The following is a 24,124-nucleotide window of genomic DNA, read 5'->3' on the forward strand; positions in this document are numbered from 1 at the left end:
GCGTCATCTTTAAGTTCTATGAGGAACCTGCACAACCTTTTTTGCATACGCGGGACGTGAGCGAGTGGCTACGCGCTGGTGATCATGGGGGGCCTGGCGCCGTCCGCAGACTGGACCGACGGGCGCCGCCCCCGCCCCTTCGCGTAGATTGCCGGGCGGGACCGACGCGAGGGGACACACCGCAGGTGGCAGGGCAGGTGACTGGGCACATGGCAGGCCAGGTGGCAGGGGCGAGGCAGGCCGTGGCAGGGGCCCACAGAATCGTCGTCAAGGTGGGTTCCTCGTCGCTGACCACGGCCGCGGGCGGACTCGACGCGGACCGTGTCGACGCGCTCGTCGACGTTCTCGCCAAGCACCGCAGCGGCGGCGAGAAGGAGATCGTCCTCGTCTCGTCCGGCGCCATCGCAGCCGGCCTCGCCCCGCTCGGGCTGCGCCGTCGCCCCAAGGACCTGGCCCGGCAGCAGGCCGCAGCCAGCGTCGGCCAGGGCCTCCTGGTCGCCCGCTACACCGCCTCCTGCGCCCGCCACGGCGTCCGTGTCGGCCAGGTGCTCCTCACCTCCGACGACACCAGCCGGCGTGCCCACCACCGCAACGCCGCCCGCACCCTCGACAAGCTCCTCGCGATGGGCGCCCTGCCGGTCGTCAACGAGAACGACACCGTCGCCACGGACGAGATCCGTTTCGGCGACAACGACCGGCTCGCCGCGCTCGTCGCCCACCTCGTACGGGCCGACCTGCTGGTCCTGCTCTCCGACGTGGACGGTGTGTACGACGGCGACCCCAGCAAGCCCGGCACCTCGCGGATAGCGGAGGTCCGCGAGCCGCGGGATCTCGCGCACGTCGACATCGGCAGCGCGGGCAAGGCGGGCGTCGGTACCGGCGGCATGGTCACCAAGGTCGAGGCGGCCCGGATCGCGGCGGCAGCGGGCATCCCCGTGGTGCTCACCTCCGCCGTGCACGCCGCCGAGGCCCTCGCGGGCGGGGACACCGGCACGTACTTCCACCCCACCGGCAAGCGCTCCGCGGACCGGCTGCTGTGGCTGCAGCACGCCTCGACCCCCCAGGGCGCGCTCGTCCTGGACGACGGGGCCGTGCGCGCGGTCGTCGACCGGCGCACCTCGCTGCTGCCGGCGGGTATCGCGGCCGTCGAGGGCGACTTCACCGCGGGCGACCCCGTCGAGCTGCGCGACAGCACGGGGCGGGCGGTCGCGCGGGGCCTGGTGAACTTCGACGCCAAGGAGATCCCCCAGCTCATCGGGCGCTCGACCCGCGAACTGGCCCGCGAGCTGGGCCCGGAGTACGAACGCGAGGTCGTACACAGGGACGACCTCGTGCTCCTGCATCCGTAAGACGCCTGTTCCGCACCACCTCTGAAACAGCTGTCCAGTGCACCCGTAAAAGGCCGATTCCGAGGCCCCTGCCGGGGGACGTTGGGTAAAAGCGCCACACGGCGGCTCCCCACCTGCTCAACTTTGTTGCGGGGAGACCCCGATGCAGTACGACGATCACAGACCATTCACGGACCATTGCGGACCATTGCGGACCATTGCGAAAAGGAGGCCGTCGTGAGACGAGTGCGCCCTGGGGCGGCGACGTCCCGCGGCGGTGCCGCCTCCCGGGCGGGTGGTCCGGCTTCCCGCGCGGCGGGCGAGGAACGGGCCCTGACGAGCGTCGCGGCGGGTGACACCTACGCGGGTGAGGAGCCGGCCGACCAGCCCCGGCTGTGGCACGTCACGCTGAGCGTCTCGGGTGGCGAGGCCCCGCTGAAGGAGGTCAGGCGGGCCCTCGAACAGCTGGCCCACGACCACCCGTTCCTGCTGACCAGCCGTTACGCCAACGACCACGCGGAGATCCGCTACTGGGAAGAGGCCCGCGACTTGCACGACGCGGCGGCCGTCGCCCTGCGCCTGTGGGGCGAGCACCGCCAGACCGCCAAGCTCCCGCCCTGGGAGATCGTCGGCCTGGAGGTCGTCGACCGCGAGACGTACCATCAGCGGATCGCGGAGGGATATGGGCCCCTTCCGGCCACTCCGGTCGGAGTCCATCCCTTTTGACCCTGTCTCGGGGTGTGGGACGGCCGCTGGACGGGCCCGTCCGGCGCACTACCCTTCCGATATGACCACGCTCTCGCCGTACGACTCGATGTCCCCGGTCACCGAGGCCGCCTACCGCGCCAAAGCCGCCGCCGCCGATCTCGCGCCCCTGCCGCGGGCCGAGAAGGACGACGCGCTGCTCGCGATCGCGGACGCGCTGGAGGTCCGTACGAGCGAGATCGTCACGGCCAACGCCAAGGACATCGCGCGCGCCCGCGAGGCCGGCACCAGTGAGACCGTCATCGATCGGCTCACGCTCACGCCCGAGCGCGTGCGTGCCATCGCCTCGGACGTGCGGGACGTCGTCTCGCTGCCCGACCCGGTCGGCGAGGTCGTGCGCGGCTCGACCCTCCCGAACGGCATCGACCTGCGCCAGGTCCGCGTCCCGCTCGGTGTCGTCGGAATCATCTACGAGGCCCGCCCGAACGTCACGGTCGACGCCGCCGCCCTCTGCCTGAAGTCCGGCAACGCCGTCCTGCTGCGCGGCTCGTCCTCGGCCTTCGAGTCGAACACCGCCCTGGTCCGGGTGCTGCGCGACGCCGTGGGGGGCGCCGGACTGCCCGCCGACGCCATCCAGCTGGTGCCCGGCGAGGGCCGCGAGTCGGTGCGCGAGCTGATGCGCGCCCGCGGTCTGGTCGACGTCCTCATCCCGCGCGGCGGCGCCTCGCTGATCCGCACGGTCGTCCAGGAGTCCACCGTCCCCGTCATCGAGACCGGCACCGGCAACTGCCACGTGTACGTCGACGCCAACGCCGACCTCGGCATGGCGATCGACATCCTGATCAACTCCAAGGCGCAGCGGCCCAGCGTCTGCAACTCCGCCGAGACGCTCCTCGTGCACCAGGACATCGCCCCCGAGTTCCTGCCGCGCGCCCTGGACGCCCTCGCGGACGCCGGGGTCACCGTGCACGCCGACGAGCGCGTCCTCGCCTACGCCAAGGACTCCAAGGCCACCGTCGTCGAGGCCACGCCCGAGGACTGGGAGACCGAGTACCTCTCGTACGACATCGCCGCCGCCGTCGTCGACTCGCTCGACCGGGCCGTCGAACACATCCGGCTGTGGACCTCCGGCCACACCGAGGCCATCGTCACCACCTCGCAGCAGGCGGCCCGCCGTTTCACCCAGTTGGTGGACTCCACCACGGTCGCCGTGAACGCCTCTACGCGGTTCACCGACGGCGGCCAGTTCGGCTTCGGCGCCGAGATCGGCATCTCCACGCAGAAGCTGCACGCCAGGGGTCCCATGGGGCTGCCGGAGCTGACGAGCACCAAGTACATCGTCACGGGAGACGGGCACATCCGGCGCTGAGCCCGCGCTCCGCGTGAGGCGCGTCCCGTCAGCGTGAGCCGCGTCTCGTCAGGCGGATGAATTTCCGTACCGTCTGCCCAAAATGACCCCCCAGGTCTACTCTGGATCCGTGCCGGAGGACGTGGGGGGCACGCCGTTCCCTGACGGCTGGGAGCCCGACGACGACCGCGACCGCGGGGGTGCGGACGAAGAGTTCGCCTCCGTGGTCTTCGACGAGGACTTCGTACGTGCGGCGGTGATCCACGAGCCGACCGCCGTCGAACGCCTCCTAGCAGCCGCGCAGGCCCGCGCGGAGGCCTCAGAGGCCGAGGCGCGCCGGACGCGCTCCCGGGGTGCCCGCGGCGACGACGAGCGCTACGAGGACGGTTTCGGGCCCGACGGTCCTGACGATTTCGACCATGACCCGGACCTGGACGACCTCGACGACACCGAGATCCTCGAAGGCCGCTACGGAGCGCCGGGCTCGTACGGCAGATACGGCAGGGCCTACGGGAAGCAGGCCCGCTGGCACCGCCCCGTCGCCTGGGTGCTCGCCCTCGTGATGGGCGTCGGCATGGTCGCCCTGGCCTTCACGGCGGTCTACCGGGGGGCCTCCTCGGGCCGCCAGGACCAGGTCCCGCCACCCGCCTCCACGGGCCTCGAACAAGGCCAGGACAAGGTCACCGGCACCAGCCCCTCCGCTTCGGCCGACTACTCCAACCCGGCCGTGTCGGCGTTCCCCCGGACGCCCTGACACCCACGGCGCCCGCGCCGCCCCCGACGGCCCTTCGAACACCCTGGCGATCCCGGCGGTGCCCGGCGATCCTGGTGAGAACCTGTCAGAAGTTGTCGTGTACCACGGCGTTTACCTGAGCCCCCGGAGACCTACCCTGAAGGTATGGGCGGGCCTGGAGACCCACCTGAGGGGACACCCGAGGGCGCTCCCGCTGGTGGAGAGGACGAGTACCGATCCGTCGTCTTCGACGAGTCGTTCGTCCGTGCTGCCCGCCTCCAGGAGTTCTCCGCGCAGGAGCGGATGGCCGACCACGCCCCGGCCGTACGCCGCCGCCCCACCCTCCAGCGCGGTCTGCCCCGGCAGGCCCTGATCCTGGTCCTGCTGATCGCCGTCGCCTTCGGCACCGCGATCTACATGGGCGTGCGGCACCCGTACCAGACCCCGGTCGCCCAGCCCCCCGAACCGCTGCGGATGACCGTCATACCCCTCGCGCCCCAGACCGCCGTGCCAGGGGCCACGAGCGCCGAGGAGCTGTACGCGCACAGCCCGGCCGCCCAGTTCGCCGTCGGCGCCGACGGCATCGCCCTGCCCGCCTACCGGCGCACTTCGCACTTCTCCGACAGCCAGGTCGTGGCCGCCCTGACCACCGCCAAGGACTACCTCGTGAAGTCCTCGCTCGACCCGGAGGTGCTCACGGGCGTCACCAACCGGCCCGTACGGATCCTGCTCGCCCCCCAGCAGCTCGACCAGTTCGACCAGAGCTTCGACCACCCGGCCGCCGACGGCCGGCACGCGCCCACCGGCTGGCTGGTCCGCTTCGACCCCACCCGCGCCCAGCTCGCCGACTCCAGGATCAGGGTGCAGGGCACCCTGCAGGCCGCCGAGTTCGACTCCAGCACCCTTGAGGTCGTCGCCGACCACACTTTCGTGTACGCCCTGAAGCCGGCCGGCTCGGACGCCAAGGCGAAGGCCTCGCTGTTCACCGTCCGGCGCGAGCTGCAGTTCCGCTTCGACCGTGACGACCTGCGCATGCACCAGGCCGAGGTGGTCGTCTCCTACGTCCAGGCCGGACCGCTCGCCTGCTCCGAGGACTCGATGACCCATCTGCACCCGCTGCTCGCGGGCCAGACGGCGAAGGCGGGCGGCCCGGCCGGCACCGACCCTTACGCGACGGGCAGCGCGACGGCACTGTGCGGCTCACTGGCGACGAGTTCGCAGCCCAAGGTCTGACAGCCGAGGATCTGACAGGCGAAGAGCTGGTCTGTCGGTCGAAGGTCTGACGGTGGCCGTCGCGTTCCCGGCTCCCCTGCGTGTCAGTCGTCGTCCTCGGGGGTGCTGTCCCGGGGCGGCTGGTCCTTCGGCGCGGTGTGGTCGTTCGGGGCGGTCTCGTCATTCGGCGCGGTCCGGTCCTTCGAGGCGGTCTGGTCCTTCGGGGTGCCGCCGGCGAAGCCCCCGAACCCGCGCCGCACCCGCCCGCCGAGGTCACCCGCGCCCCCCGCGATGTCGCTGACCAGCTTCATCAGTGGGTCCTTGGAGTTCTTGACGTCCGTGGCGTAGCTCGCCGCCGACTGCCGGAAGGAGTCCGAGACCGAGGTGTCCCCGTCCTCGCTGCGCCGCGGATAGTGACCGTCCATGATCCGCTGGTAGTCGCGGGACTCGGCCCACTTCTTCAGCTCGGCGGCGCGCACGGTGGTGAAGGGGTGCGTGCGGGGGAGGGTGTTGAGGATCTTGAGCACGGAGTCGCGCAGGTCGCCCCCGGCCTCGTACTCCTCGGCCTGCTCGAGGAACGCGTCCACGTTCATCTCGTGCAGGTGATTGCCTCCCGCGAGCTTCATCAGGCCGCGCATCGAGGCCTTCAGGTCCTGCCCGACGAGGAGCCCGGCCCGGTCGGCCGACAGCTCCGACTTGCGGAACCACTCGCGCAGCGCGGTCACGATCGCCATGATCGCGATGTTGCCCAGCGGGATCCAGGCCACCCGGAGCGCCAGATTGGTCAGGAAGAGCAGGATCGTGCGGTAGACGGCGTGGCCGGAGAGCGCGTGACCGACCTCGTGCCCGACGACGGCCCGCATCTCCTCCTCGTCCAGCAGCTCGACGAGCCCGGTCGTCACGACGATGATCGGCTCGTCCAGGCCGATGCACATCGCGTTCGGCTGCGGGTCCTGGGCGACGTACATCGGCGGGACCTTCTCCAGGTCCAGGATGTAGCAGGCGTCCCGCAGCATGGTGTTGAGGTGCGCGAACTGGGCGTCCGAGACGCGCACCGAGTCGGACAGGAACAGCAGCCGCAGGCTGCGCTCGGGCAGCAGGCCGCTCAGGGCCTTGAAGACCGTGTCGAAGCCGCTGAGCTTGCGCAGGGCCACCAGGGCCGAGCGGTCCGCCGGGTGCTCGTAGGTGCGCGAGGAGATCCCCTCGAAGCGCCTGCGCTGCCTGCTCGGCACGTTCTCGTGCCCGTTCCCCTGCCCGCTCTGCTGGTGGCCGTTGTCGGACATGTGTTCCCCCATGTGCGTCTGAGTGCCCTTTGTGCCCCCAAGGCACGGCCCAGCCTAGGCGGAGATACCGTGGACGGGCAGTACAGAGAAGGAGTCCATCACCATGGAGCACATCCCCGCAGCCGCCTGGCTCACCGAGGCCGCGAGCGCGGCAGACAAGCAGGGCCCGGGCAATCTGCTCCGCGTCGTGCTGATCGTGATGATCGTGGGAGTGGGCCTGACCGCCTGGTTCCTGCTGCGCGGGTACAAGCGGGACGACTGACGCGGGTACAGGCGGGACGGCTGACGCGGGTACAAGCGGGACGACTGAGGCGTGTGCCGGCCGGGGAGGCCTGAGCAACGGGCGTCCCCAACGGCGGAGTCGGCGTGATCGCGACCGAGGCCCCCGCATACGATGGGCCGACGTCTTTATCCCGCCCACACCGGATAGGTCCTGCCGAGATGAGCTTCCACAGCACCGCTGCACAGTTGGTCACCGTTGCCGCCGAGGGCGAGCAGGGGGGCAACCACGAGAGCCTCAGTCCGTTCCTGACCGGCGGTGGCGCGCTGTTCGTGCTGCTCCTGCTGCTGTGGATCACCACGCGTTTCAACCGCGACCGCTGAGCCTCTTCGGCCGTTCTGAGCCGTCCCGGGGACCCCTGTCGGGCGGAGCCCGTCGACCGGGCCGGTAGGGTCTGCACGCATGGGAGAGCAGGACATGCCTACCGGTCCGGTGAGTGACACGGCGAGCGGCGCCGTCGGCGGCGCCGCGGGTGACGCGCTCGGCGGCCCGGTGAGAGACGGGGCGAGCCGGCTGACGGCCGGCCCCGGGAACGGCCCCTCGAATCCGGGCAAGCGCCGCCTCGGCGTCATGGGCGGAACGTTCGACCCGATCCACCACGGGCACCTCGTGGCGGCCAGCGAGGTCGCCGCGCAGTTCCACCTCGACGAGGTGGTGTTCGTACCGACCGGGCAGCCGTGGCAGAAGTCCGACCGGAAGGTCTCACCGGCCGAGGACCGCTATCTGATGACGGTCATCGCCACCGCCGAGAACCCGCAGTTCTCGGTGAGCCGCATCGACATCGACCGCGGCGGCCCGACCTACACCACGGACACCCTGCGCGACCTGCGCGCCCTCAACCCCGACACCGATCTCTTCTTCATCACCGGTGCCGACGCGCTGGGCCAGATCCTCACCTGGCGGTACGCGGAGGAGCTGTTCTCCCTCGCGCACTTCATCGGAGTCACCCGGCCCGGTCACACGCTGACCGACCCGGGCCTGCCCGAGGGCGGCGTCTCGCTGGTCGAGGTTCCCGCGCTGGCCATCTCCTCCACAGACTGCCGTGCGAGAGTCGCCAAGGGCGACCCCGTCTGGTATCTGGTGCCGGACGGTGTGGTGCGCTACATCGACAAGCGCGAGCTGTACCGCGGCGAGTGAGGCGAGTGAGCCGAGAGGGGCACCGGTGAACGACCGATACGACGGATACGCGGGCGGCGACCCGTACGAGCTCGTCGGCTACGACGAGTTCGGGCAGCCTGTGTACCGGCAGGTGCCGCCCCAGCAGCCCCAGCAGGGCTACGACCCGTACGCACAGCCGCAGCAGCCCCAGCAGCACCAGGGCTACGGCTACGACCCCTACGCGACCGGCGCGGGGGGCTATGACACCGGTCAGCAGCAGCCCGTGTCCTCGTACGACACCGGTCAGCAGACCGCGGTCCCCGCCTACGACCCCTACGACCCGTACGGAGCCGGCGCGCCCGGCGCCGCCGGGACGACGACGTCGTACGACCCCTACGGGCAGACGGCACAGACGGCGCAGTCGGCGCACACGGGTCAGGCCGGGCAGGCTGGTCAGGCCGGGCAGACGGGGCGGGCCGGGCAGACGGGGCGGGCCGGGCAGGCGGGCCGGTCCCGGAGCGGGACCGGCGCCGCGGGTACGAGCACCGGGCAGCAGCCGCGGGTCGCCGAGCAGACCGCCTACATCCCGCAGCAGGCGCGCCCCCCGGAGGAGAACGAGCCCCGGGCCGACCGGGACTACCGCACCGAGCAGTTCGCCTTCGTCGAGGAGCAGGAAGCCGAGCCCGAAGACGTCATCGACTGGCTCAACTTCACCGAGAACCGCACCGAGCGCCGCGAGGAGGCCAAGCGCCGCGCCCGCAGCAGGGTCGTCGCCCTGGTTGTGGTGCTCGCCCTGGTCGTGGTCGGCGGCGTCGGCTACCTCTGGTACGCGGGGAAGCTGCCCGGCACCTCCTCCGGCGGCAAGTCCGCCGCGACGACGGCCACGGGTGCCCAGAACCGCGATGTGATCGTCGTCCACCTGCACAACACGAAGGGCGGCGGCACCTCCACGGCGCTGCTCGTCGACAACACCACCACCAAGCAGGGCACCACCGTCCTGCTGCCCAACTCCCTTGCCCTGACGGACGACAGCGGTTCGACGACCACGCTCGCCAAGTCCGTCGGCGACGACGGCTCCTCCGGGACCCGGGACGCGATCGACACGGTGCTCGGGACCGACATCCAGGGCACCTGGCGCCTCGACACCCCCTACCTCAACAACCTCGTCGACCTCGTCGGCAACATCGACCTCACCACCAACGCCGATGTGCCGGACCCCGATGCGAAGAAGAAGGGCGGGGAGCCCCTCGTGAAGAAGGGCGAGAACCAGACCCTCAGCGGCAAGATGGCCGTCGCCTACGCCACCTACCGGGCCTCCGGCGAAGCCCAGAACGCGCAGTTGGAGCGGTTCGGGCAGGTCATGCAGGGCGTGCTGCGCAAGCTGTCCTCGGACAAGCAGGCCGCGACCACCACCGTGCAGACCCTGGCGCAGATCCTCGACCCCTCGCTGACCGACCAGGACCTCGGCGCCTTCCTCGCCAAGCTCGCCGACCTCGCCAAGGGCGGCGACTACAAGACGGCACTGCTGCCCGTGCAGCAGGACGGCACCCTGAGTGAGAGCGCCACCAACAGCGTGGTCAAGGACGTCCTCGGCGGCACCGCCAAGAGTCCCGCCGCCGGCGCCGCGGTCCGTGTCGGTCTCAAGAACGCCACCGGGAGCAAGGACGCCACCGAGAAGGCCCGCGTCGTCCTGGTCAACGGCGGCTACACCTTCCTGGACTCCGGCACCGCCGCCACCGCCCAGAGCGTGTCCCGGATCACGTACACCGACGCTGCCAGGAAGAACGACGCCATCGAGGTCGCGAAGACCCTCGGCCTGCCCACCAGCGCCGTGAAGAAGGGCAGTGGCTCGTCCAACGCGGACGTCTCGGTGGTCCTCGGCCAGGACTACAAGGTGACCACCTCCACCGGGTGATCACGGTGACCACTCCCCTGGGCGATCACGAGGAGTGGTAACGGGTGACCCTCCGGAGTGGTCGGCCCCACGTTCCGGGGCCTCCGGGACGTGGCCACGGAAACGCGTGGGGTGCCGTCGGCGGTCCGTGAGACCCTTGAGTCATTACTGACCGCCGACGGAAAGCCGCGTAGTGACCGCCACGGACCGCTCCATCGAGCTCATCACCACCGCCGCGCAGGCGGCCGCCGACAAGCTCGCGCACGACATCATCGCCTACGACGTCAGCGACGTTCTCTCGATCACCGACGCCTTCCTGCTGGCGTCCGCCCCCAACGACCGCCAGGTCAAGTCGATCGTCGACGAGATCGAAGAGCGGCTGAACAAGGAGCTCGGCGTCAAGCCGGTGCGCCGCGAGGGCGACCGCGAGGCCCGCTGGGTACTGCTCGACTACGTCGACATCGTGGTGCACGTGCAGCACAGCGAGGAGCGTGTCTTCTACGCTCTGGAGCGGCTGTGGAAGGACTGCCCGGAGCTTGACCTGCCCGCCGACGCCAAGGCCACCCGCGGCAAGGCCGCCGAGCACGCCAAGCTGCAGGCCGAGGAGGACTCCGCCGAACTCGGGGAGCTGCGGTGACCGCGGCGGGGGCCGAGGCGGCCAGGACGTCCGTCACGGGTGACGCTCAGGGGCAACGGCAGCCGACCGTCGCGGGCGTCGAGGCCGGGACGAAGCCGGGCCGCGGTCGCCGCATCATCCTGTGGCGGCACGGCCAGACGTCCTGGAACGTGGATCGCCGCTTCCAGGGCACCACGGACGTCGAGCTCACCGAGACGGGCCTCGGCCAGGCCCGCCGCGCCGCCCGGCTGCTCGCCTCGCTGAAGCCCGACGCGATCGTCGCCTCGGACCTCCAGCGCGCCGCGAACACGGCCGCCGAGCTGTCCGCGCTCACCAGCATCGACGTCATCCACGACGAGGGCCTGCGCGAGACCTACGCGGGCGTCTGGCAGGGGCTGACGCACGAGGAGATCATCGCCCAGTACGGCGACGAGTACGCCGCCTGGAAGCGTGGTGAGCCGGTGCGCCGCGGTGGTGGCGAACTGGAGACCGAGGTCGCCGACCGCGCCGCCCCCGTGGTGCTGCGCCACGCCGACAAGCTCCCCGAGGACGGCACCCTCGTGGTGGTCAGCCACGGCGGCACCATCCGCACCACCATCGGGCGCCTGCTCGGCCTGGAGTCCCGGCACTGGGAAAGCCTCGGCGGCCTCTCCAACTGCTGCTGGTCCGTCCTCGGAGAGGGCGCGCGGGGCTGGCGGCTGCTGGAGCACAACGCCGGCACACTGCCGGAGCCGGTGCTCGGCGACGACGACTGAGCGGCCCCCTGTCCGGTCCCGGGGGCCAGGCGGGACCGGATTTCACTTTCTGGCAGGTCGCAGGCTAAAGTTCTTCTTGTTCGCCCCGCCGGGCGGGAAGAACACAAGGGGCTATAGCTCAGTTGGTAGAGCGCCTGCATGGCATGCAGGAGGTCAGGAGTTCAATTCTCCTTAGCTCCACAATCAACTCTCTTGAGTTGTCAAAGATCAGCACAGATCAGTGATGAGAATCCCGTTCCCTTCGAGGGGCGGGATTTTTCTCTTGTCTCCCAGGTTGTCTCATGTCCCCCAGGTTGTCGGTGACATGGGCGACATCGGTCCCCGGGATGCCGTGGCCGCCGCGAGTGACGGTGGCCACAACCCCTCCCGCCGCTCTCGCAGAACCGCCAGCCCCTTGCGCGCCTTCTCGTCGTCCGGTGCGTAGGCGACGATCCGGCACTCCGGCATCCCGTCGATGGACAGCGACACTGAGGTCATCCGCAGCTCGCCCACCGCCTCATGGCGGAACGTCTTCACGCGCGGTCCCGGCGGGAGGACGTCACCGCCCGCCCACAACTCGGCGAAGCGCGTGCTGGCGGCCGACAGCCTGCGTATGTAGTCCTCCCAGGCGGGCTCGCCGACATGTCTGCCGTACGCGGAGCGCAGCGTCGCCACCATCAACGGCAGTTCGCTGTCCAGGAACACCACGGGGCAGCCGGGCTCGGGCACGGTGAACAGGGTCCACAGCACGTTGGGAACGCCGATCTCGAGCGTCTGCGGCACGAAGAACAGGTCGCGGTAAGGGGGGTTGGCGGCCAGGATGTCGTACCGCGAGTTGTAGACCGCCGCCGGGCGCGGATCGAGGGCGTCGATGATGCCCTGGATCTCCGCGCTCACGGTCTGCGCGGGGAGCTCCGCCTCGGACTCGTAGGGCACTTCGGCCAAGTGGTACAGATGCTCCCGCTCGGTCTGGTCCAGGCGCAGGGTGCGCGCCACCGCGTCCAGGACCTGAGGAGAGGCATTGATGGGGCGGCCCTGCTCCAGCCATGTGTACCAGGTCACACCGACCCCGGAGAGCTGCGCGACCTCTTCGCGGCGCAGCCCCGGCGTACGGCGTCGCAAGCCCGGGGGCATCCCCACGTCGGCGGGTGTCACCCGCGCCCGCCGGCCGCGCAGAAAGCCGGCAAGCTCCGGCCTGCGGCGCTGTGTCGTGTTCATCGGCTTCACTTCCCCCGTCTTCCATCGTCCGCGCCGAACCCGTCCGCTGCCAGGTGCTGTCAGTACCAGCATCGGCGGGCTCTCGGCACCCGTATCCGGCCGCCGCCAGGCTCGAAGCCATGACGACGACAACCCCCGCGGGCCCAGGTCCCGCAGCGGATTCAAGTCCTGCGACCAGTAAAGCCCCCGGCACTGACAATCGCGCCGGACGGCTGCTCGCGGTCGTGCTCACAGCCCAGTTCATGGCACTGCTCGACGTTTTCATCGTGAACGTCGCGGTGCCCACGATCGGTTCCGAACTCCACGCGTCCGGCGCCGGAATGCAGTTGGTGGTCGCCGGATACTCCATCGCGTACGCCGTACTGTTGATCACCGGCGCGCGCCTCGGCGACCTGCTCGGCCACCGCCGCGTCCACCTCGCCGGGCTCGCGCTGTTCACCGCGGCCTCGCTGGCGTGCGGACTCGCGGGGGGAACGGGGGAGTTGATCGCCTTCCGGCTGGTGCAGGGCGCGGGCGCGGCCGTGATGATCCCGCAGGTGCTCAGCCTGATCCAGCGCCACTTCACCGGCGAGGCCCGGGCCCGTGCCCTCGGCGCGTACTCCGCCGTCGTCGCGACCGGCGCCGCGGCCGGACAGGTATTGGGCGGCGTCCTGGTCAGCGCCGACCTGTTCGGCACCGGCTGGCGGCCGGTGTTCCTGGTCAACGTGCCCGTGGGCCTCGTACTCCTGGCCGTCGGCCGCCGCGTGCTGCCGCGGGACGCCCCCGGAGCCGTGGAGCGCTCACGCGGCCTCGACCTGTCGGGCCTCGTCCTGCTCGGCGCCGCCGTGTCGCTGCTCACCGTGCCGCTCGTGCTCGGTCAGGAGGAGGACTGGCCGCTGTGGTCCTGGCTGTCGCTCGGCGCGGCCGCGGTCCTCTTCACCCTTTTCTGTCTGTACGAGTCCCGGCTCGCCCGGCGGGGTGGGGCGCCGCTGATTTCACCCCGGGTGCTGCGCCACCCCGGCATGGGCCTCGCGGTCTTCCGCCTGCTCGCGGTGATGGCGGTCAACGCGGGTTTCCTGTTCGCTCTGACCCTGCACGTTCAGGGCGGCCTCGGGTACAGCGCGCTGCGCGCCGGACTCACCTTCGCGCCGACCGCGGTGGTCTTCGGCCTGGTCGGTCTGACCTGGCGCAACTGGCCGGCCGCTCTGCAAGGTGTCCTGATCCCGGCCGGCTTCGCCGTCGCCGCCGTTTCCGTGGCCGGCGTCGGAGCCGTGCTGAAGGGCGGGGGTGACGGCGGTCCCTGGCTGTACGTGGCGTTCGCGGGTATGGGGACCGGCCTCGCGCTGGGCTTCAGTCCCACGCTGACCAGGGCTCTGGCCACGGTACGGGCCGAGGACGCGGCGGACGCCAGTGGACTGCTCGCGACGGTCGCCCAACTCGGTCAGCTGATCGGTGTCGCGGCCTTCGGCACACTCTTCTTGAACCGACTTGAGTCACTTGGCGCTCCTGGGGCGTATACCTCTGCGGACGCGCTCCTCACGTGCACGTATGCGCTGGCCGCGACGGCCACGTCGGGTGCCGTGTCCGGACTGGTACGAAGGCGTCGCTGACCGTATTGCTCCGGCCGTGGCAGAATCAAACGGCCGGAAGGGGGCGCGGCCCGACGGGAGGGAGAAGCGATGCCTGCGAGCATCATCGAGGAGGTCGACGATCTCCTCGATGTGGCACAGACACGTAGAAGTGCCACTCTCCACGGCTGTCCTTCCTGCGGATCGGTCCACGTCGCCCAGGTCCTCGGCGACAACGGCGGGATCTCCTACGTGTGCACGGCCTGCGGCCACAGCTGGAGCTGATCGATGGGTGCACACAGGCGGAAGTGCGATTGGTGCGGCAGTGGTACGCCGATCGTCCGCGACATGGAGCCGGTCAACCACGACTACCAGTACTGGTGCGAGGAGTGCGCGCGGGCGCTGATCATAAAAGGCGACCCGATCGAGACGTACCGCGAGCTGGAGGGCGAGCCGATCTACGGCCGGCTCCTCGACGAGCACTGCACGCTCAAACGGTTCTATTCGTTCGCCACAGCCTGACCCCGATCAGGGTCAGGAAGACGAGACCGGCTCCTTCGTAGAGGGCCGACAACGTCACCTGGGCGCCCGTCTGTTGCAGTTCGAGCCGTCCCGGGCCGTGTGGCACCCACCACAGCGCGTACGAGCAGAAGACCAGCGCCGTACCTGCGGCGGTCACCAGCGCCGTACCGACGGCGGCCGCCCGGCCGCGCGTGCCGAGGATCAGCACCATCGGCACGCACCACACCCAGTGGTGCGACCACGACACCGGACTGATCAGCAGCGCCGTGACCGCGCAGGCGGCCACCGCCCAGGCGCGCCGCCCGCGCAACTCCGCCGCCACGGCGACCCCGAGGCCCAGGGAGCCCGCCACGGCCGCCGCGGCGACCCACCACAGGCCCGGCTGAGTGGTGTGCAGCAGCCGGGCCAGTACCCCGCGCAGCGACTGGTTCGCGGTGTCCTCCACGAGCCCGACCCGGCCCGTCTCGAAGACCATGCGGCTCCAGAAGCGCCATGAGTCGTGCGGCAGGGCGGATGCCGCCAGCAGGGTTGCCCCGGCGAATGTGACGGCCGCCCCGCGCGCGTGCCGCAGCCAGGGGCCTCCGGGGACCCGCCGTGCGTATGCCACGACACCGGTGACCAGCAGGAACACCGCGAAGAGCGCGGGCGTCAGCTTGATCGCCGCCGCGAGTCCGATGCCCACTCCGGCCCAGCGGTGCCAGGGCCGCCGCGTCAGGTCCCACAGCACCAGCACGCCGAGCAGCAGATTGATCTGCCCGTACCGCACGGTCGTCCACACCGGCTCGCACCACACGGCCGCCGCGGACACCCACCAGACGCTCTCCACGCGCGCGTGGTCGACGAGCCGTAGTGAGAGGGCCACGAACACCACAAGAAGGGCCAGATTTCCGGCCGTCGCCAGGGTCCGCATGGCCGACGTGCCCAGCAGTGTCAGCGGCGTGAACAGCAGCGCCGCGAACGGCGGGTAAGTGGTCGGCAGATGGGCCTCGGTCGTACGCAGCGCGTAGAGGTCGCCGCCCGCGCGGACGGTCTCGCCCTCCGCCCGGTACACCATCAGGTCGATCATCGACACGTGCGCGGCCCGCTGCGCCCACCAGAAGGCGGCGAAGGACAACAGGCACGCCCCCAGGGCGACGGGCGCACGGCGGCGGACACGGGGGAGCGCGATCACGGTCACGAAGGCCGACACTATCCCTCATGTCCGCATTGTCCGCACGGCGCGGAATCGATTTGGTGGTCCACGGGGAGGACCGTGTAATGTTGGCGTCGCCGCCGGGGAAACCGGGCGACACGGTCGATATGCGGCTTCGCCGCATGGCCGCGAGGGGCTATAGCTCAGTTGGTAGAGCGCCTGCATGGCATGCAGGAGGTCAGGAGTTCAATTCTCCTTAGCTCCACAAGTATTGAAGGCGGGTCACCCGGTCAGGGTGACCCGCCTTCGTCGTGTTCAGCGGCCGCTGCCCAGCGCCCGACGGCCACGGCGCTGGGAGAGGACCGGCAGGTTGTTGCGTGCCGGGGCGGAGGAGCGGGTGTCCTCCTCGATGCGCAGGGCGAGCGCCGGGCAGCGGCGTACGGCCCGCAGCGCCTTCGCCTCCGCGTACCGGGGCACCTGGGCCTGCGCGACGGTGGGGAAGCCGTCGGCGCCCAGTTCGAAGACCTCGGGAAGGATGTCCGCGCACAGGCCGTGACCGCGGCACAGTGTCCAGTCGACGTAGATCTTCTGGCGGCTGGGGCCCGCCTCCTCGACCGCCTGGCCGCCGGGGATGCCGGTGGGGAGCTGGCCGCCCTCGAAGAGCGGCAGAACGCCCTCCACGGGCCTTCCGCAGCCATTGCCGAGGACATGGGCGGCCAGGTCGTCCGTGAACGCCTTGATGGTCGACTCGATGAACATCGCCGAGCCGTCGGGGTGTGAGCAGGCGCCGCGTCTTTTCACGGCCTTGGCGACCTGCTTCACGGCCTCCAGGGCGGCCGGTCCGCCGCCGTTGAGGATGTCCTCCAGACCGCGCGCCGCGGCGGGCAGGCCGAGGTAGCAGGGACCGCACTGTCCCGCGCTCTCCTCGGCCAGCCACTGGGCCACCCGGAGCGACTCGCCCAGGGGGCACGTCTCCTGGGTGATCGGGAGGATCGCGCCGGCGCCGAGCGCGCCGCCCACCGCGTCCAGGGAGTTGCGCGAGACGATCGCCTCGTTGACCGTCGCCGCGTCCAGCCACTTGCCGTGGTAGCCGCCGGTCAGCACGCCCTGCGGCATCGGCGGGGCGCCCGCCAGCTGGAGCACGTAGCGCAGCGGCACGCCGGTGGGGACCTCGATCACCATGGGGCGGGCGACCGCGCCGGAGACGGTGAGCATGACGGTGCCGGGCTCGTCGTACAGACCGGTGTTGCGGTAGCGGTCGGGGCCGATACGGGCGGCGATGGCCAGCTGCGCGTACGTCTCGGCGTTCGACAGCAGGGTGGGTGCACCGCCGACGCCGCTCTGCGACGCGCTGATCTTGCGGCCCGGCGGGATGGCCGGGCCGCCGTCGATGGAGCGGATGAGCGAAGCGGCCGCTCCGGTCACCATCCGCACCGGATTGCGCTGCACGCGCGCGCGGAGCGGCGATCCGCGCCGGTCGCTCAGGCCGCGCTCGGCCAGCGCGGCCTCCATGGACCGCTGGGTCGACTCACGGGTCACCCCGATGACCAGGGTGCGGGCGCCCATGGCCTCCGCGGCCAGCAGGGCGCCGTCCAGGATGAGGTGCGGGGCACGGTTGATGAGCACCGTGTCCTTGCGGCAGGCGGGTTCGTCCTCACTTCCGTTGACGACCACGACGGGTCGGATGCCCTTGCTGATGGCCGACTCGGCGACCGAGCGCAGTTTCTTGGCGAAGGGGAAGCCCGCGCCGCCGCGGCCCTTCAGTCCGATGGCCTCGGCGAGGCCCGCGAGCTGTTCACCGCCCATCGGCTCGAGCGGCCCGTGCACCTTGAGGTGCATGGGCAGATCGAGCCGTTCAACCAGGTCGAAGCCCGACGTGAGCTGCGGAAGCCCGACGACGCGGACTTCCGGGACGTCGGGCAGGGCCTCGTTCACTTAAAGCCTCCGGAAGGGGCGTTCCATGGTTCACCGGAGCCAGGAGCGTCGAAGGCGCCCGGCAGTACGTCAGGCGTGGGACCGCTGTCGTACGTGTCGTTGGTGTTGTACGTACCGAAGGCGGGGTTCGTCTCACCGTTGTTGTACACATCACTCGTGACGTACCCGCCGGTGGCCGAATTGTCATAGACGGGGATGTTGTATCCCGTGTCGGCGAGCGGGTCGTACGCGGAGCGGGGCGCCTCGCCGACCGGCGGCGGCGAGGGGATGGGCCAACTGCCCGAGGTGCTGCCGCCGGCGTCGGCGCGGGGGAACGCCTCCGTCGGCTGCATGTCCATGGGCATCTGGACGCGCTCGGTCGGGGCCGCGCCGGCGGGGTTCGCGCCGGGTGTGCCCGAGACGGCCCGGTAGGCGGCCGCGAAACCGGACGTCGCGTCCGCGGCGGCGGGGTCGGCCGGGGTCTGGTACAGCGACTGCTCGGGGGACGGCGTGCGCTGCGGGGGTACGAAGGGGGCGCCGGAGGGCTGCTGCGAGGGGCGCGGGGCGAAGCCCGGCAGGGAGTTCTCCGACAGGGCGGCACGGGATGCCGTCAGGTCCTCGCGGGCCATGCGGCCACCGGCGCCGCCGCCCTCGCCGAGGATCGCCAGGATCCGGTCGGCGACCTTGCGCTTGAAGGGGTGGGGAGCCGCGCGCAGGGCGAGGGCCGCGCCGACCGCGACCAGGCACAGTTCGTACGACACCATGAAGAACGGCTTCGCCGCCCGTCCCGCGAAGAGACCGTGGATCAGCGCCGCGCACAGGGCCGGGTAGGCCAGCATGTGCATCGCGCGCCAGCGCGCCGCGACCGGTGCCGGGGCCGCGAACTGGTTGCGCAGTGCGCCGGTGATGCCCACGAAGATCATGAGCAGCCCGGCCAGGGAGCCGAGTCCGATGAGTCCGGCGCTGCCCTTGACGCCCAGGCTGAAGGGGATCAGTGCGGCGATCAGGACGGTGTGGTCAAGCGCCAGTTTGATGGTGATGTGCACCAAGAGGAACGCGATCGAGCCGACGGCCGTCACCCGGTGGATGCCCTGCGCCACGATCCGCTGACGCGTGTTGAGGATGAGCCGGTCCTGGGCGATGAGGCCCCAGATGACCGAACACGTGAGGGAGACGAGCGACAGGACGCCCGCACCGAAGTTGAGGAAGTCCTGGACTTGGTTGCCTCCGGCCAGCACGACCACGGGTATGAGCAGCAGGACGGCAGCCGTCGCCACCCCGTAGGCCGAGCGGCCCGGTCGGGGAAGCGTGCTGCCACTGCGACGAGGGTTCATAGGGGGTACTCCCAACGGTTCGGGGAAGCGGTCCCGAAGCCGAACTCTAAGTCGAGCCATACCGATGGGTACGAGGTTTGAGTTATTGCGTTGTTACCAAAGGGCGACCAGGTCCTTGTGTTGTCCCGTAGCGTCCCCTTACGCGAAGTAATATTTGAATATTGTTCAAATTTTTTGGCGTGATTGTGACGAGCGGCACGGCGTGTCCGGCGTGTCCGGCCCGCCCAAAGCTCGTCGCGGCGCGCGCGGGGGCTGCGGTACCCTGACGCCATGCGTGCCGTACGCCTTCTGCTTAGCGAGCCGCGCTGATCAGCCCCGACCACTGACGACCCGTGGTCGGAATCGGCGCGGCGTCCCCTCCTGTGCGAGGGGATTTTTCATTTCTAAGCCGCTGGCAGAGACGATCGATGGAGCTTTGAGGATCATGAGCGAGACGAACCCCGCTGCCGCCTCCGAGGTGGCAGCGCCGCACCGCTACACGGCCGCGATGGCCGCTGAGATCGAGGCACGCTGGCAGGACTTCTGGGACGCCGAGGGCACGTACGAGGCGCCGAACCCCAGCGGTGACCTGGCGGGCGACCCCGAGCTGGCCGCCAAGCCCAAGAAGTTCATCATGGACATGTTCCCGTACCCCTCGGGAGCGGGTCTGCACGTCGGCCACCCCCTGGGCTACATCGCCACCGATGTATTCGCCCGGTTCCAGCGCATGACGGGCCACAACGTCCTGCACACCCTGGGCTTCGACGCCTTCGGTCTGCCCGCCGAGCAGTACGCCGTGCAGACGGGCACCCACCCGCGCGTGTCCACCGAGGCCAACATCGAGAACATGAAGGCCCAGCTGCGCGCGCTGGGCCTGGGTCACGACAAGCGCCGGTCGTTCGCCACGATCGACCCGGAGTACTACAAGTGGACCCAGTGGATCTTCCTGCAGATCTTCAACTCCTGGTACGACGACGAGGCGGACAAGGCCCGTCCGATCTCCGCGCTGATCGCCCAGTTCGAGAGCGGCGAGCGCGCCGTACCGGGCGTTGACGGCGCCACACGCGCGTGGAACGAGCTGACCGCGGCCGAGCGCGCCGACGTCCTGAGCGAGTACCGACTGGCCTACGCCTCCGACGCGCCCGTCAACTGGTGCCCCGGGCTGGGCACGGTGCTGGCCAACGAGGAGGTCACCGCCGACGGCCGCTCCGAGCGCGGGAACTTCCCCGTCTTCAAGGCCAAGCTGCGCCAGTGGAACATGCGCATCACGGCGTACGCCGACCGGCTGCTGGACGACCTGGAGGCGCTGGACTGGCCCGAGGCGATCAAGCTGCAGCAGCGCAACTGGATCGGCCGCTCCGAGGGTGCCCGCGTCGACTTCCCGATCGACGGCGAAGCCATCACGGTCTTCACCACGCGCCCGGACACCCTGTTCGGCGCCACCTACATGGTGCTGGCGCCCGAGCACCCGCTGGTCGACAAGTTCGTCCCCGAAGCCTGGCCCGAGGGCAGCCACGAGGCGTGGACCGGCGGTCACGCCACGCCCGCCGAGGCCGTCGCCGCCTACCGCGTGCAGGCCGCCTCGAAGTCCGACGTCGAACGGCAGGCCGAGGCCAAGGACAAGACCGGTGTCTTCACCGGCGCCTACGCGACCAACCCGGTCAACGGCGAGCGGGTCCCGGTCTTCATCGCCGACTACGTCCTGATGGGCTACGGCACCGGCGCGATCATGGCCGTCCCGGCGGGCGACCAGCGTGACTTCGAGTTCGCGCGCGCCTTCGAGCTGCCGATCCACTGCATCGTCGAGCCGACCGACGGCCGCGGCACCGACACGTCGACGTGGGAGAACGCCTTCGGGTCGTACGACGCGAAGATCATCAACTCCTCCAACGACGACTTCTCGCTGGACGGCCTGGGTGTGGCCGAGGCGAAGGAGCGCATCACCGAGTGGCTGGCACGCAAGGGCATCGGTGAGGGCACCGTCAACTTCCGTCTGCGCGACTGGCTGTTCAGCCGCCAGCGCTACTGGGGCGAGCCCTTCCCGATCGTCTACGACGAGGACGGCGTCGCGCACGCGTTGCCCGAGTCGATGCTGCCCCTGGAGCTGCCGGAGGTCGAGGACTACTCGCCGCGCACCTTCGACCCGGACGACGCGAACACCTCTCCCGAGACGCCGCTGTCCCGCAACGAGGACTGGGTCGACGTCACCCTGGACCTGGGTGACGGCCGCGGTCCGCGGAAGTACCGCCGCGAGACCAACACCATGCCCAACTGGGCCGGTTCCTGCTGGTACGAGCTGCGCTACCTGGACCCGCACAACGACCGGAAGCTGGTCGACCCGGCCATCGAGCAGTACTGGATGGGCCCGCGCGAGGGCCAGCCGCACGGTGGCGTCGACCTGTACGTCGGCGGCGCCGAGCACGCCGTGCTGCACCTGCTGTACGCGCGCTTCTGGTCGAAGGTGCTGTACGACCTGGGGTACGTCTCCTCGGCCGAGCCGTTCCACAAGCTGTTCAACCAGGGCATGATCCAGGCCTTCGTGTACCGCGACAGCCGCGGCATCGCGGTGCCGGCCGCCGAGGTGGAGGAGCGCGACGGCGCGTACTACTACCAGGGCGAGAAGGTCTCCCGACTGCTGGGCAAGATGGGCAAGTCCCTGAAGAACGCGGTCACTCCGGACGAGATCTGTGACGAGTACGGCGCGGACACCCTGCGCCTGTACGAGATGGCGATGGGCCCCCTGGACGTGTCGCGGCCGTGGGACACGCGCGCGGTGGTGGGCCAGTACCGGCTGCTGCAGCGGCTGTGGCGCAACGTCGTCGACGAGACCACGGGCGAGGTCACGGTCGTCGACGCCCCGGCCGACGAGGACACCCTGCGGGTGCTGCACAAGGCGATCGACGGCGTGCGCCAGGACCTGGAGGGCCTGCGCTTCAACACCGCCATCGCCAAGGTCACCGAGCTGAACAACCACCTGACCAAGACCGGCGGCCCCGTGTCGCGCACGGTCGCCGAGCCCCTGGTGCTGCTGGTCGCGCCGCTGGCCCCGCACATCGCCGAGGAGCTGTGGCGCAAGCTGGGCCACACCGACTCGGTCGTCCACCAGGACTTCCCGGTGGCCGACCCGGCGTACGTGGTGGACGAGGCCGTGACCTGCGTCGTGCAGATCAAGGGCAAGGTCAAGGCGCGCCTGGAGGTCTCCCCGTCGATCTCCGACGCGGAGCTGGAGAAGATCGTGCTGGCCGACGAGAAGGTCGTCGCCGCGCTGGACGGCGCGGGCATCCGCAAGGTGATCGTGCGGGCGCCGAAGCTGGTGAACATCGTCACGGCGTAGCCGCTTGCCACGGTCCGGCATGGATCGGTGGCCTGGCTAGGGGTAGTCCCCTACGGGCAGGTTCGGGGTTCTTCCGGAACTCCGGACCTGCCCGTTGCGTTTACCGTTGAAGAGCGACGCGGCGGCTGCCGCGACCGTCCGGAGGAGGAGCGTGGTGGAAGCCGTGATCACAGTAATCGCCCTGCTCTTCCTGCTGTTCGTGGTGCTGGGCGCATACGCCACCGTGAAGGTGATCGGCGCCGCCAAGCGCGGTGTGGACCGCACGATCTCCCAGGCCCGCCGCACGGTCGAGGACACCACTCTGCGTGCCAAGACCTTCACTCAGCCGGGCCCGGCGGGCGAGATCGCCCAGCTGAGGCTGACGCTGCGCACCTCGATGCGGGCCACACAGGACGCGCTGCACTCGGGCGTGGCCGAGGACGAGTCCCTGAAGGAGTCCCTGGGGCTGTTCGAGCGGCTCAGTGTGCACGGGCGCGAGCTGGACGACGAGCTGAGGCGCCTGGAGAGCGAACCGGACAAGAGGACGCTCTCCACGCGGCTGCCCGAGCTGCGCGAGCGCACCGAGCGGATCACGCAGTCCGCGGACTCGCTGCGCTGGGCCGCGCGCGACCGGGCCCGCCGGTTCGCCGACGACGACCTGGAGTCGCTGAGCGAGCAGATCGACGTCGAGGCGGGCGCCCTGCGGCACTGGACGACCGAGCCGGGGCCCACGGCCTCCTGGCCCGAGGCGCCGGCACCGGACACGGTCACTTCCAGCGGCCAGACCTGGCCGGAGCCCCCGCAGTCCCGCCCTGCCGACGAGCCGCGGCGCTCCGCCATCACCCCGCCGGTACAGCGGCCCACCTACCCCTGGCAGAAGAAACCCCGTCCCGAGAGCACGACTTGACCCGACCTAGACCGCAGGTGAGAGGGGCCGGGCTGCCGTCCGCGCTCCCCGGCAGGTAACCTCCAGCTCATGTCCCGCCATGTCGCGATCGTCACCGATTCAACGGCCTACTTGCCGCCCCGGACGATGGAGCGCCACGGCATCACCGCGGTGCCCCTGACCGTGGTTCTCGGCGATCAGGCGCTCGAAGAGGGCACCGAGATCTCGGCCCGCTCCCTGGCGCAGGCACTGCAGAAGCGGCGCCCCGTCACCACGTCCCGGCCCAGCCCCGAGGTCTTCGCCGAGGCCTACCGCAGGGTCGCCGAGTCGGGCGCGACCGACATCGTCTCGCTCCACCTGTCCGCCGAGCTCTCCGGCACATACGACGCCGCCGTTCTCGGTGCCCGTGAGGCCCCGGTCCCCGTGCGCGTGGTGGACACCGGGATGGTCGCGATGGCCCTCGGGTTCTGCGCGCTGGCCGCGGCCGAGTCCGCGGAAGCGGGGGGCACCGCCGACGAGGCGGTCACGGCCGCGGAGAAGCGGGCCGCCGGCACCTACGCGTACTTCTACGTCGACACGCTCGACAATCTGCGCCGTGGCGGCCGGATCGGCGCCGCGCAGGCGCTGTTGGGCTCCGCGCTCGCGGTGAAGCCGCTGCTCCAGCTCGACGGAGGGCGGATCGAACTCCTGGAGAAGGTACGGACGGCGTCCAAGGCGATCGCCCGGCTCGAGGAGATCGTGGCCGAACGCGCGGGCAGCGCCCAGGTCGACATCGCCGTCCACCATCTCGCCGCCCCCGAGCGGGCGTCCGCCCTCGCGGACCGGTTGCGGGCGCGGGTGCCGGGCGTGGTCGAACTGCATGTGAGCGAGGTCGGTGCGGTGATCGGGGCGCACACGGGCCCCGGTCTGCTGGGGGCGGTCGTCTCGCCTCGATGAGGCCGCGGAATTCGGGGGTGGCGGAGTGGGAGCGCCCGCGTCTGATGGGACTGCTGCGTCTGCTGGGCCAGGTGTGACTCGTGTGGGTGACAGAGTTATCCACAACTGGGTA

The 24,124-nt window shown here is 70.6% G+C and carries 23 protein-coding genes and 2 tRNA genes; 19 read left to right on the top strand and 6 right to left on the bottom strand.

Annotated elements, in window-relative coordinates; translation table 11 throughout:
• The first annotated feature begins 209 nt into the window (after positions 1-209).
• From proB to ACIQTP_RS02430, 5 genes are all read left to right on the top strand, one after another.
• Entirely contained in the window at positions 210-1,349 is a 1,140-nt protein-coding gene (proB, locus tag ACIQTP_RS02410; RefSeq protein ID WP_403395435.1) for a glutamate 5-kinase, read from the top strand.
• 216 nt (positions 1,350-1,565) lie between these two features.
• A complete protein-coding gene (locus ACIQTP_RS02415; RefSeq protein ID WP_403395436.1) occupies positions 1,566-2,054 on the top strand; it encodes a hypothetical protein in 489 nt (162 codons plus the stop codon).
• Between the two features lie 61 nt (positions 2,055-2,115).
• A complete protein-coding gene (locus tag ACIQTP_RS02420) occupies positions 2,116-3,402 on the top strand; it encodes a glutamate-5-semialdehyde dehydrogenase (RefSeq protein ID WP_403395438.1) in 1,287 nt (428 codons plus the stop codon).
• 82 nt (positions 3,403-3,484) lie between these two features.
• Positions 3,485-4,135, top strand: coding sequence for a hypothetical protein (locus ACIQTP_RS02425; RefSeq protein WP_403395440.1), 651 nt, complete (start codon positions 3,485-3,487; stop codon positions 4,133-4,135).
• A 144-nt stretch (positions 4,136-4,279) separates the two neighbouring features.
• A complete protein-coding gene (locus ACIQTP_RS02430) occupies positions 4,280-5,347 on the top strand; it encodes a hypothetical protein (protein ID WP_403395442.1) in 1,068 nt (355 codons plus the stop codon).
• 83 nt (positions 5,348-5,430) lie between these two features.
• Here ACIQTP_RS02430 and ACIQTP_RS02435 read toward each other — a convergent pair whose 3' ends face one another.
• A complete protein-coding gene (locus ACIQTP_RS02435; RefSeq protein ID WP_403395444.1) occupies positions 5,431-6,609 on the bottom strand; it encodes a M48 family metallopeptidase in 1,179 nt (392 codons plus the stop codon).
• Positions 6,610-6,712: 103 nt separating this feature from the next.
• Here ACIQTP_RS02435 and ACIQTP_RS02440 point away from each other — a divergent pair, with 103 nt between their 5' ends.
• The 7 genes from ACIQTP_RS02440 to ACIQTP_RS02470 all read left to right on the top strand — a co-directional run bounded on the left by ACIQTP_RS02440 (position 6,713) and on the right by ACIQTP_RS02470 (position 11,432).
• Positions 6,713-6,871 (top strand): hypothetical protein, encoded by a 159-nt coding sequence (locus tag ACIQTP_RS02440; protein ID WP_168491460.1) that lies wholly within the window; start codon positions 6,713-6,715, stop codon positions 6,869-6,871.
• Between the two features lie 179 nt (positions 6,872-7,050).
• Entirely contained in the window at positions 7,051-7,212 is a 162-nt protein-coding gene (locus ACIQTP_RS02445; protein WP_402036200.1) for a hypothetical protein, read from the top strand.
• A gap of 247 nt (positions 7,213-7,459) precedes the next feature.
• Entirely contained in the window at positions 7,460-8,026 is a 567-nt protein-coding gene (nadD, locus tag ACIQTP_RS02450) for a nicotinate-nucleotide adenylyltransferase (protein ID WP_248297702.1), read from the top strand.
• Positions 8,027-8,051: 25 nt separating this feature from the next.
• Positions 8,052-9,902 carry an LCP family protein gene (locus ACIQTP_RS02455; RefSeq protein ID WP_403395447.1) on the top strand — a complete coding sequence of 617 codons (1,851 nt, stop codon included), beginning with the start codon at positions 8,052-8,054 and terminating at the stop codon, positions 9,900-9,902.
• A gap of 172 nt (positions 9,903-10,074) precedes the next feature.
• On the top strand, positions 10,075-10,518 hold the full coding sequence (gene rsfS, locus ACIQTP_RS02460) for a ribosome silencing factor (RefSeq protein WP_101405206.1): 444 nt from the start codon (positions 10,075-10,077) through the stop codon (positions 10,516-10,518).
• 113 nt (positions 10,519-10,631) lie between these two features.
• On the top strand, positions 10,632-11,252 hold the full coding sequence (locus ACIQTP_RS02465) for a histidine phosphatase family protein (RefSeq protein WP_402037482.1): 621 nt from the start codon (positions 10,632-10,634) through the stop codon (positions 11,250-11,252).
• 107 nt (positions 11,253-11,359) lie between these two features.
• Positions 11,360-11,432 (top strand) — tRNA-Ala (locus ACIQTP_RS02470).
• A gap of 99 nt (positions 11,433-11,531) precedes the next feature.
• Here the strand turns inward: ACIQTP_RS02470 and ACIQTP_RS02475 are convergent.
• A complete protein-coding gene (locus tag ACIQTP_RS02475) occupies positions 11,532-12,449 on the bottom strand; it encodes a helix-turn-helix transcriptional regulator (protein WP_403395448.1) in 918 nt (305 codons plus the stop codon).
• A gap of 224 nt (positions 12,450-12,673) precedes the next feature.
• Here ACIQTP_RS02475 and ACIQTP_RS02480 point away from each other — a divergent pair, with 224 nt between their 5' ends.
• The 3 genes from ACIQTP_RS02480 (at position 12,674) to ACIQTP_RS02490 (ending at position 14,518) form a co-directional block, all read left to right on the top strand.
• Entirely contained in the window at positions 12,674-14,038 is a 1,365-nt protein-coding gene (locus tag ACIQTP_RS02480; RefSeq protein ID WP_403395450.1) for an MFS transporter, read from the top strand.
• A 69-nt stretch (positions 14,039-14,107) separates the two neighbouring features.
• Positions 14,108-14,281, top strand: coding sequence for a hypothetical protein (locus ACIQTP_RS02485; RefSeq protein ID WP_403395452.1), 174 nt, complete (start codon positions 14,108-14,110; stop codon positions 14,279-14,281).
• A gap of 3 nt (positions 14,282-14,284) precedes the next feature.
• On the top strand, positions 14,285-14,518 hold the full coding sequence (locus ACIQTP_RS02490) for a hypothetical protein (RefSeq protein ID WP_010986886.1): 234 nt from the start codon (positions 14,285-14,287) through the stop codon (positions 14,516-14,518).
• On the opposite strand, the gene ACIQTP_RS02495 is transcribed toward ACIQTP_RS02490, so the two are convergent.
• Positions 14,487-15,695: a glycosyltransferase 87 family protein gene (locus ACIQTP_RS02495; RefSeq protein WP_403395454.1), complete on the bottom strand. Its 1,209-nt coding sequence runs from the start codon at positions 15,693-15,695 to the stop codon at positions 14,487-14,489. The two genes, ACIQTP_RS02490 and ACIQTP_RS02495, sit on opposite strands and share 32 nt — an antisense overlap.
• Before the next feature lie 147 nt (positions 15,696-15,842).
• On the opposite strand from ACIQTP_RS02495, the gene ACIQTP_RS02500 reads away from it, so the two are divergent.
• Positions 15,843-15,915: transfer RNA gene (locus tag ACIQTP_RS02500), tRNA-Ala, on the top strand.
• 50 nt (positions 15,916-15,965) lie between these two features.
• Here ACIQTP_RS02500 and ACIQTP_RS02505 read toward each other — a convergent pair.
• Positions 15,966-17,585, bottom strand: coding sequence for an NADH-ubiquinone oxidoreductase-F iron-sulfur binding region domain-containing protein (locus ACIQTP_RS02505; RefSeq protein WP_402036216.1), 1,620 nt, complete (start codon positions 17,583-17,585; stop codon positions 15,966-15,968).
• A complete protein-coding gene (locus tag ACIQTP_RS02510; protein ID WP_403395456.1) occupies positions 17,582-18,898 on the bottom strand; it encodes a cytochrome b/b6 domain-containing protein in 1,317 nt (438 codons plus the stop codon). Before ACIQTP_RS02510 ends, ACIQTP_RS02505 begins: the two co-directional genes overlap by 4 nt.
• Positions 18,899-19,322: 424 nt before the next feature.
• On the opposite strand from ACIQTP_RS02510, the gene leuS reads away from it, so the two are divergent.
• Positions 19,323-22,211, top strand: a complete 2,889-nt coding sequence (gene leuS, locus ACIQTP_RS02515; protein WP_403395458.1) for a leucine--tRNA ligase — start codon at positions 19,323-19,325, stop codon at positions 22,209-22,211.
• A gap of 36 nt (positions 22,212-22,247) precedes the next feature.
• Here leuS and ACIQTP_RS02520 read toward each other — a convergent pair whose 3' ends face one another.
• Positions 22,248-22,475, bottom strand: a complete 228-nt coding sequence (locus ACIQTP_RS02520; protein WP_403395460.1) for a hypothetical protein — start codon at positions 22,473-22,475, stop codon at positions 22,248-22,250.
• Between ACIQTP_RS02520 and ACIQTP_RS02525 the strand changes: the two genes are divergently transcribed.
• The gene (locus ACIQTP_RS02525) at positions 22,366-23,097 is read left to right on the top strand and encodes a hypothetical protein (protein ID WP_403395462.1); all 732 of its coding nucleotides are present in this window, start codon (positions 22,366-22,368) and stop codon (positions 23,095-23,097) included. The two genes, ACIQTP_RS02520 and ACIQTP_RS02525, sit on opposite strands and share 110 nt — an antisense overlap.
• Positions 23,098-23,166: 69 nt before the next feature.
• Positions 23,167-24,012 carry a DegV family protein gene (locus tag ACIQTP_RS02530; RefSeq protein WP_403395463.1) on the top strand — a complete coding sequence of 282 codons (846 nt, stop codon included), beginning with the start codon at positions 23,167-23,169 and terminating at the stop codon, positions 24,010-24,012.
• The last annotated feature ends 112 nt before the right edge of the window (positions 24,013-24,124 follow it).

Source organism: Streptomyces sp. NPDC090798 (genome assembly GCF_044768965.1).
In the GTDB taxonomy this organism is placed as follows: Bacteria; Actinomycetota; Actinomycetes; order Streptomycetales; family Streptomycetaceae; genus Streptomyces.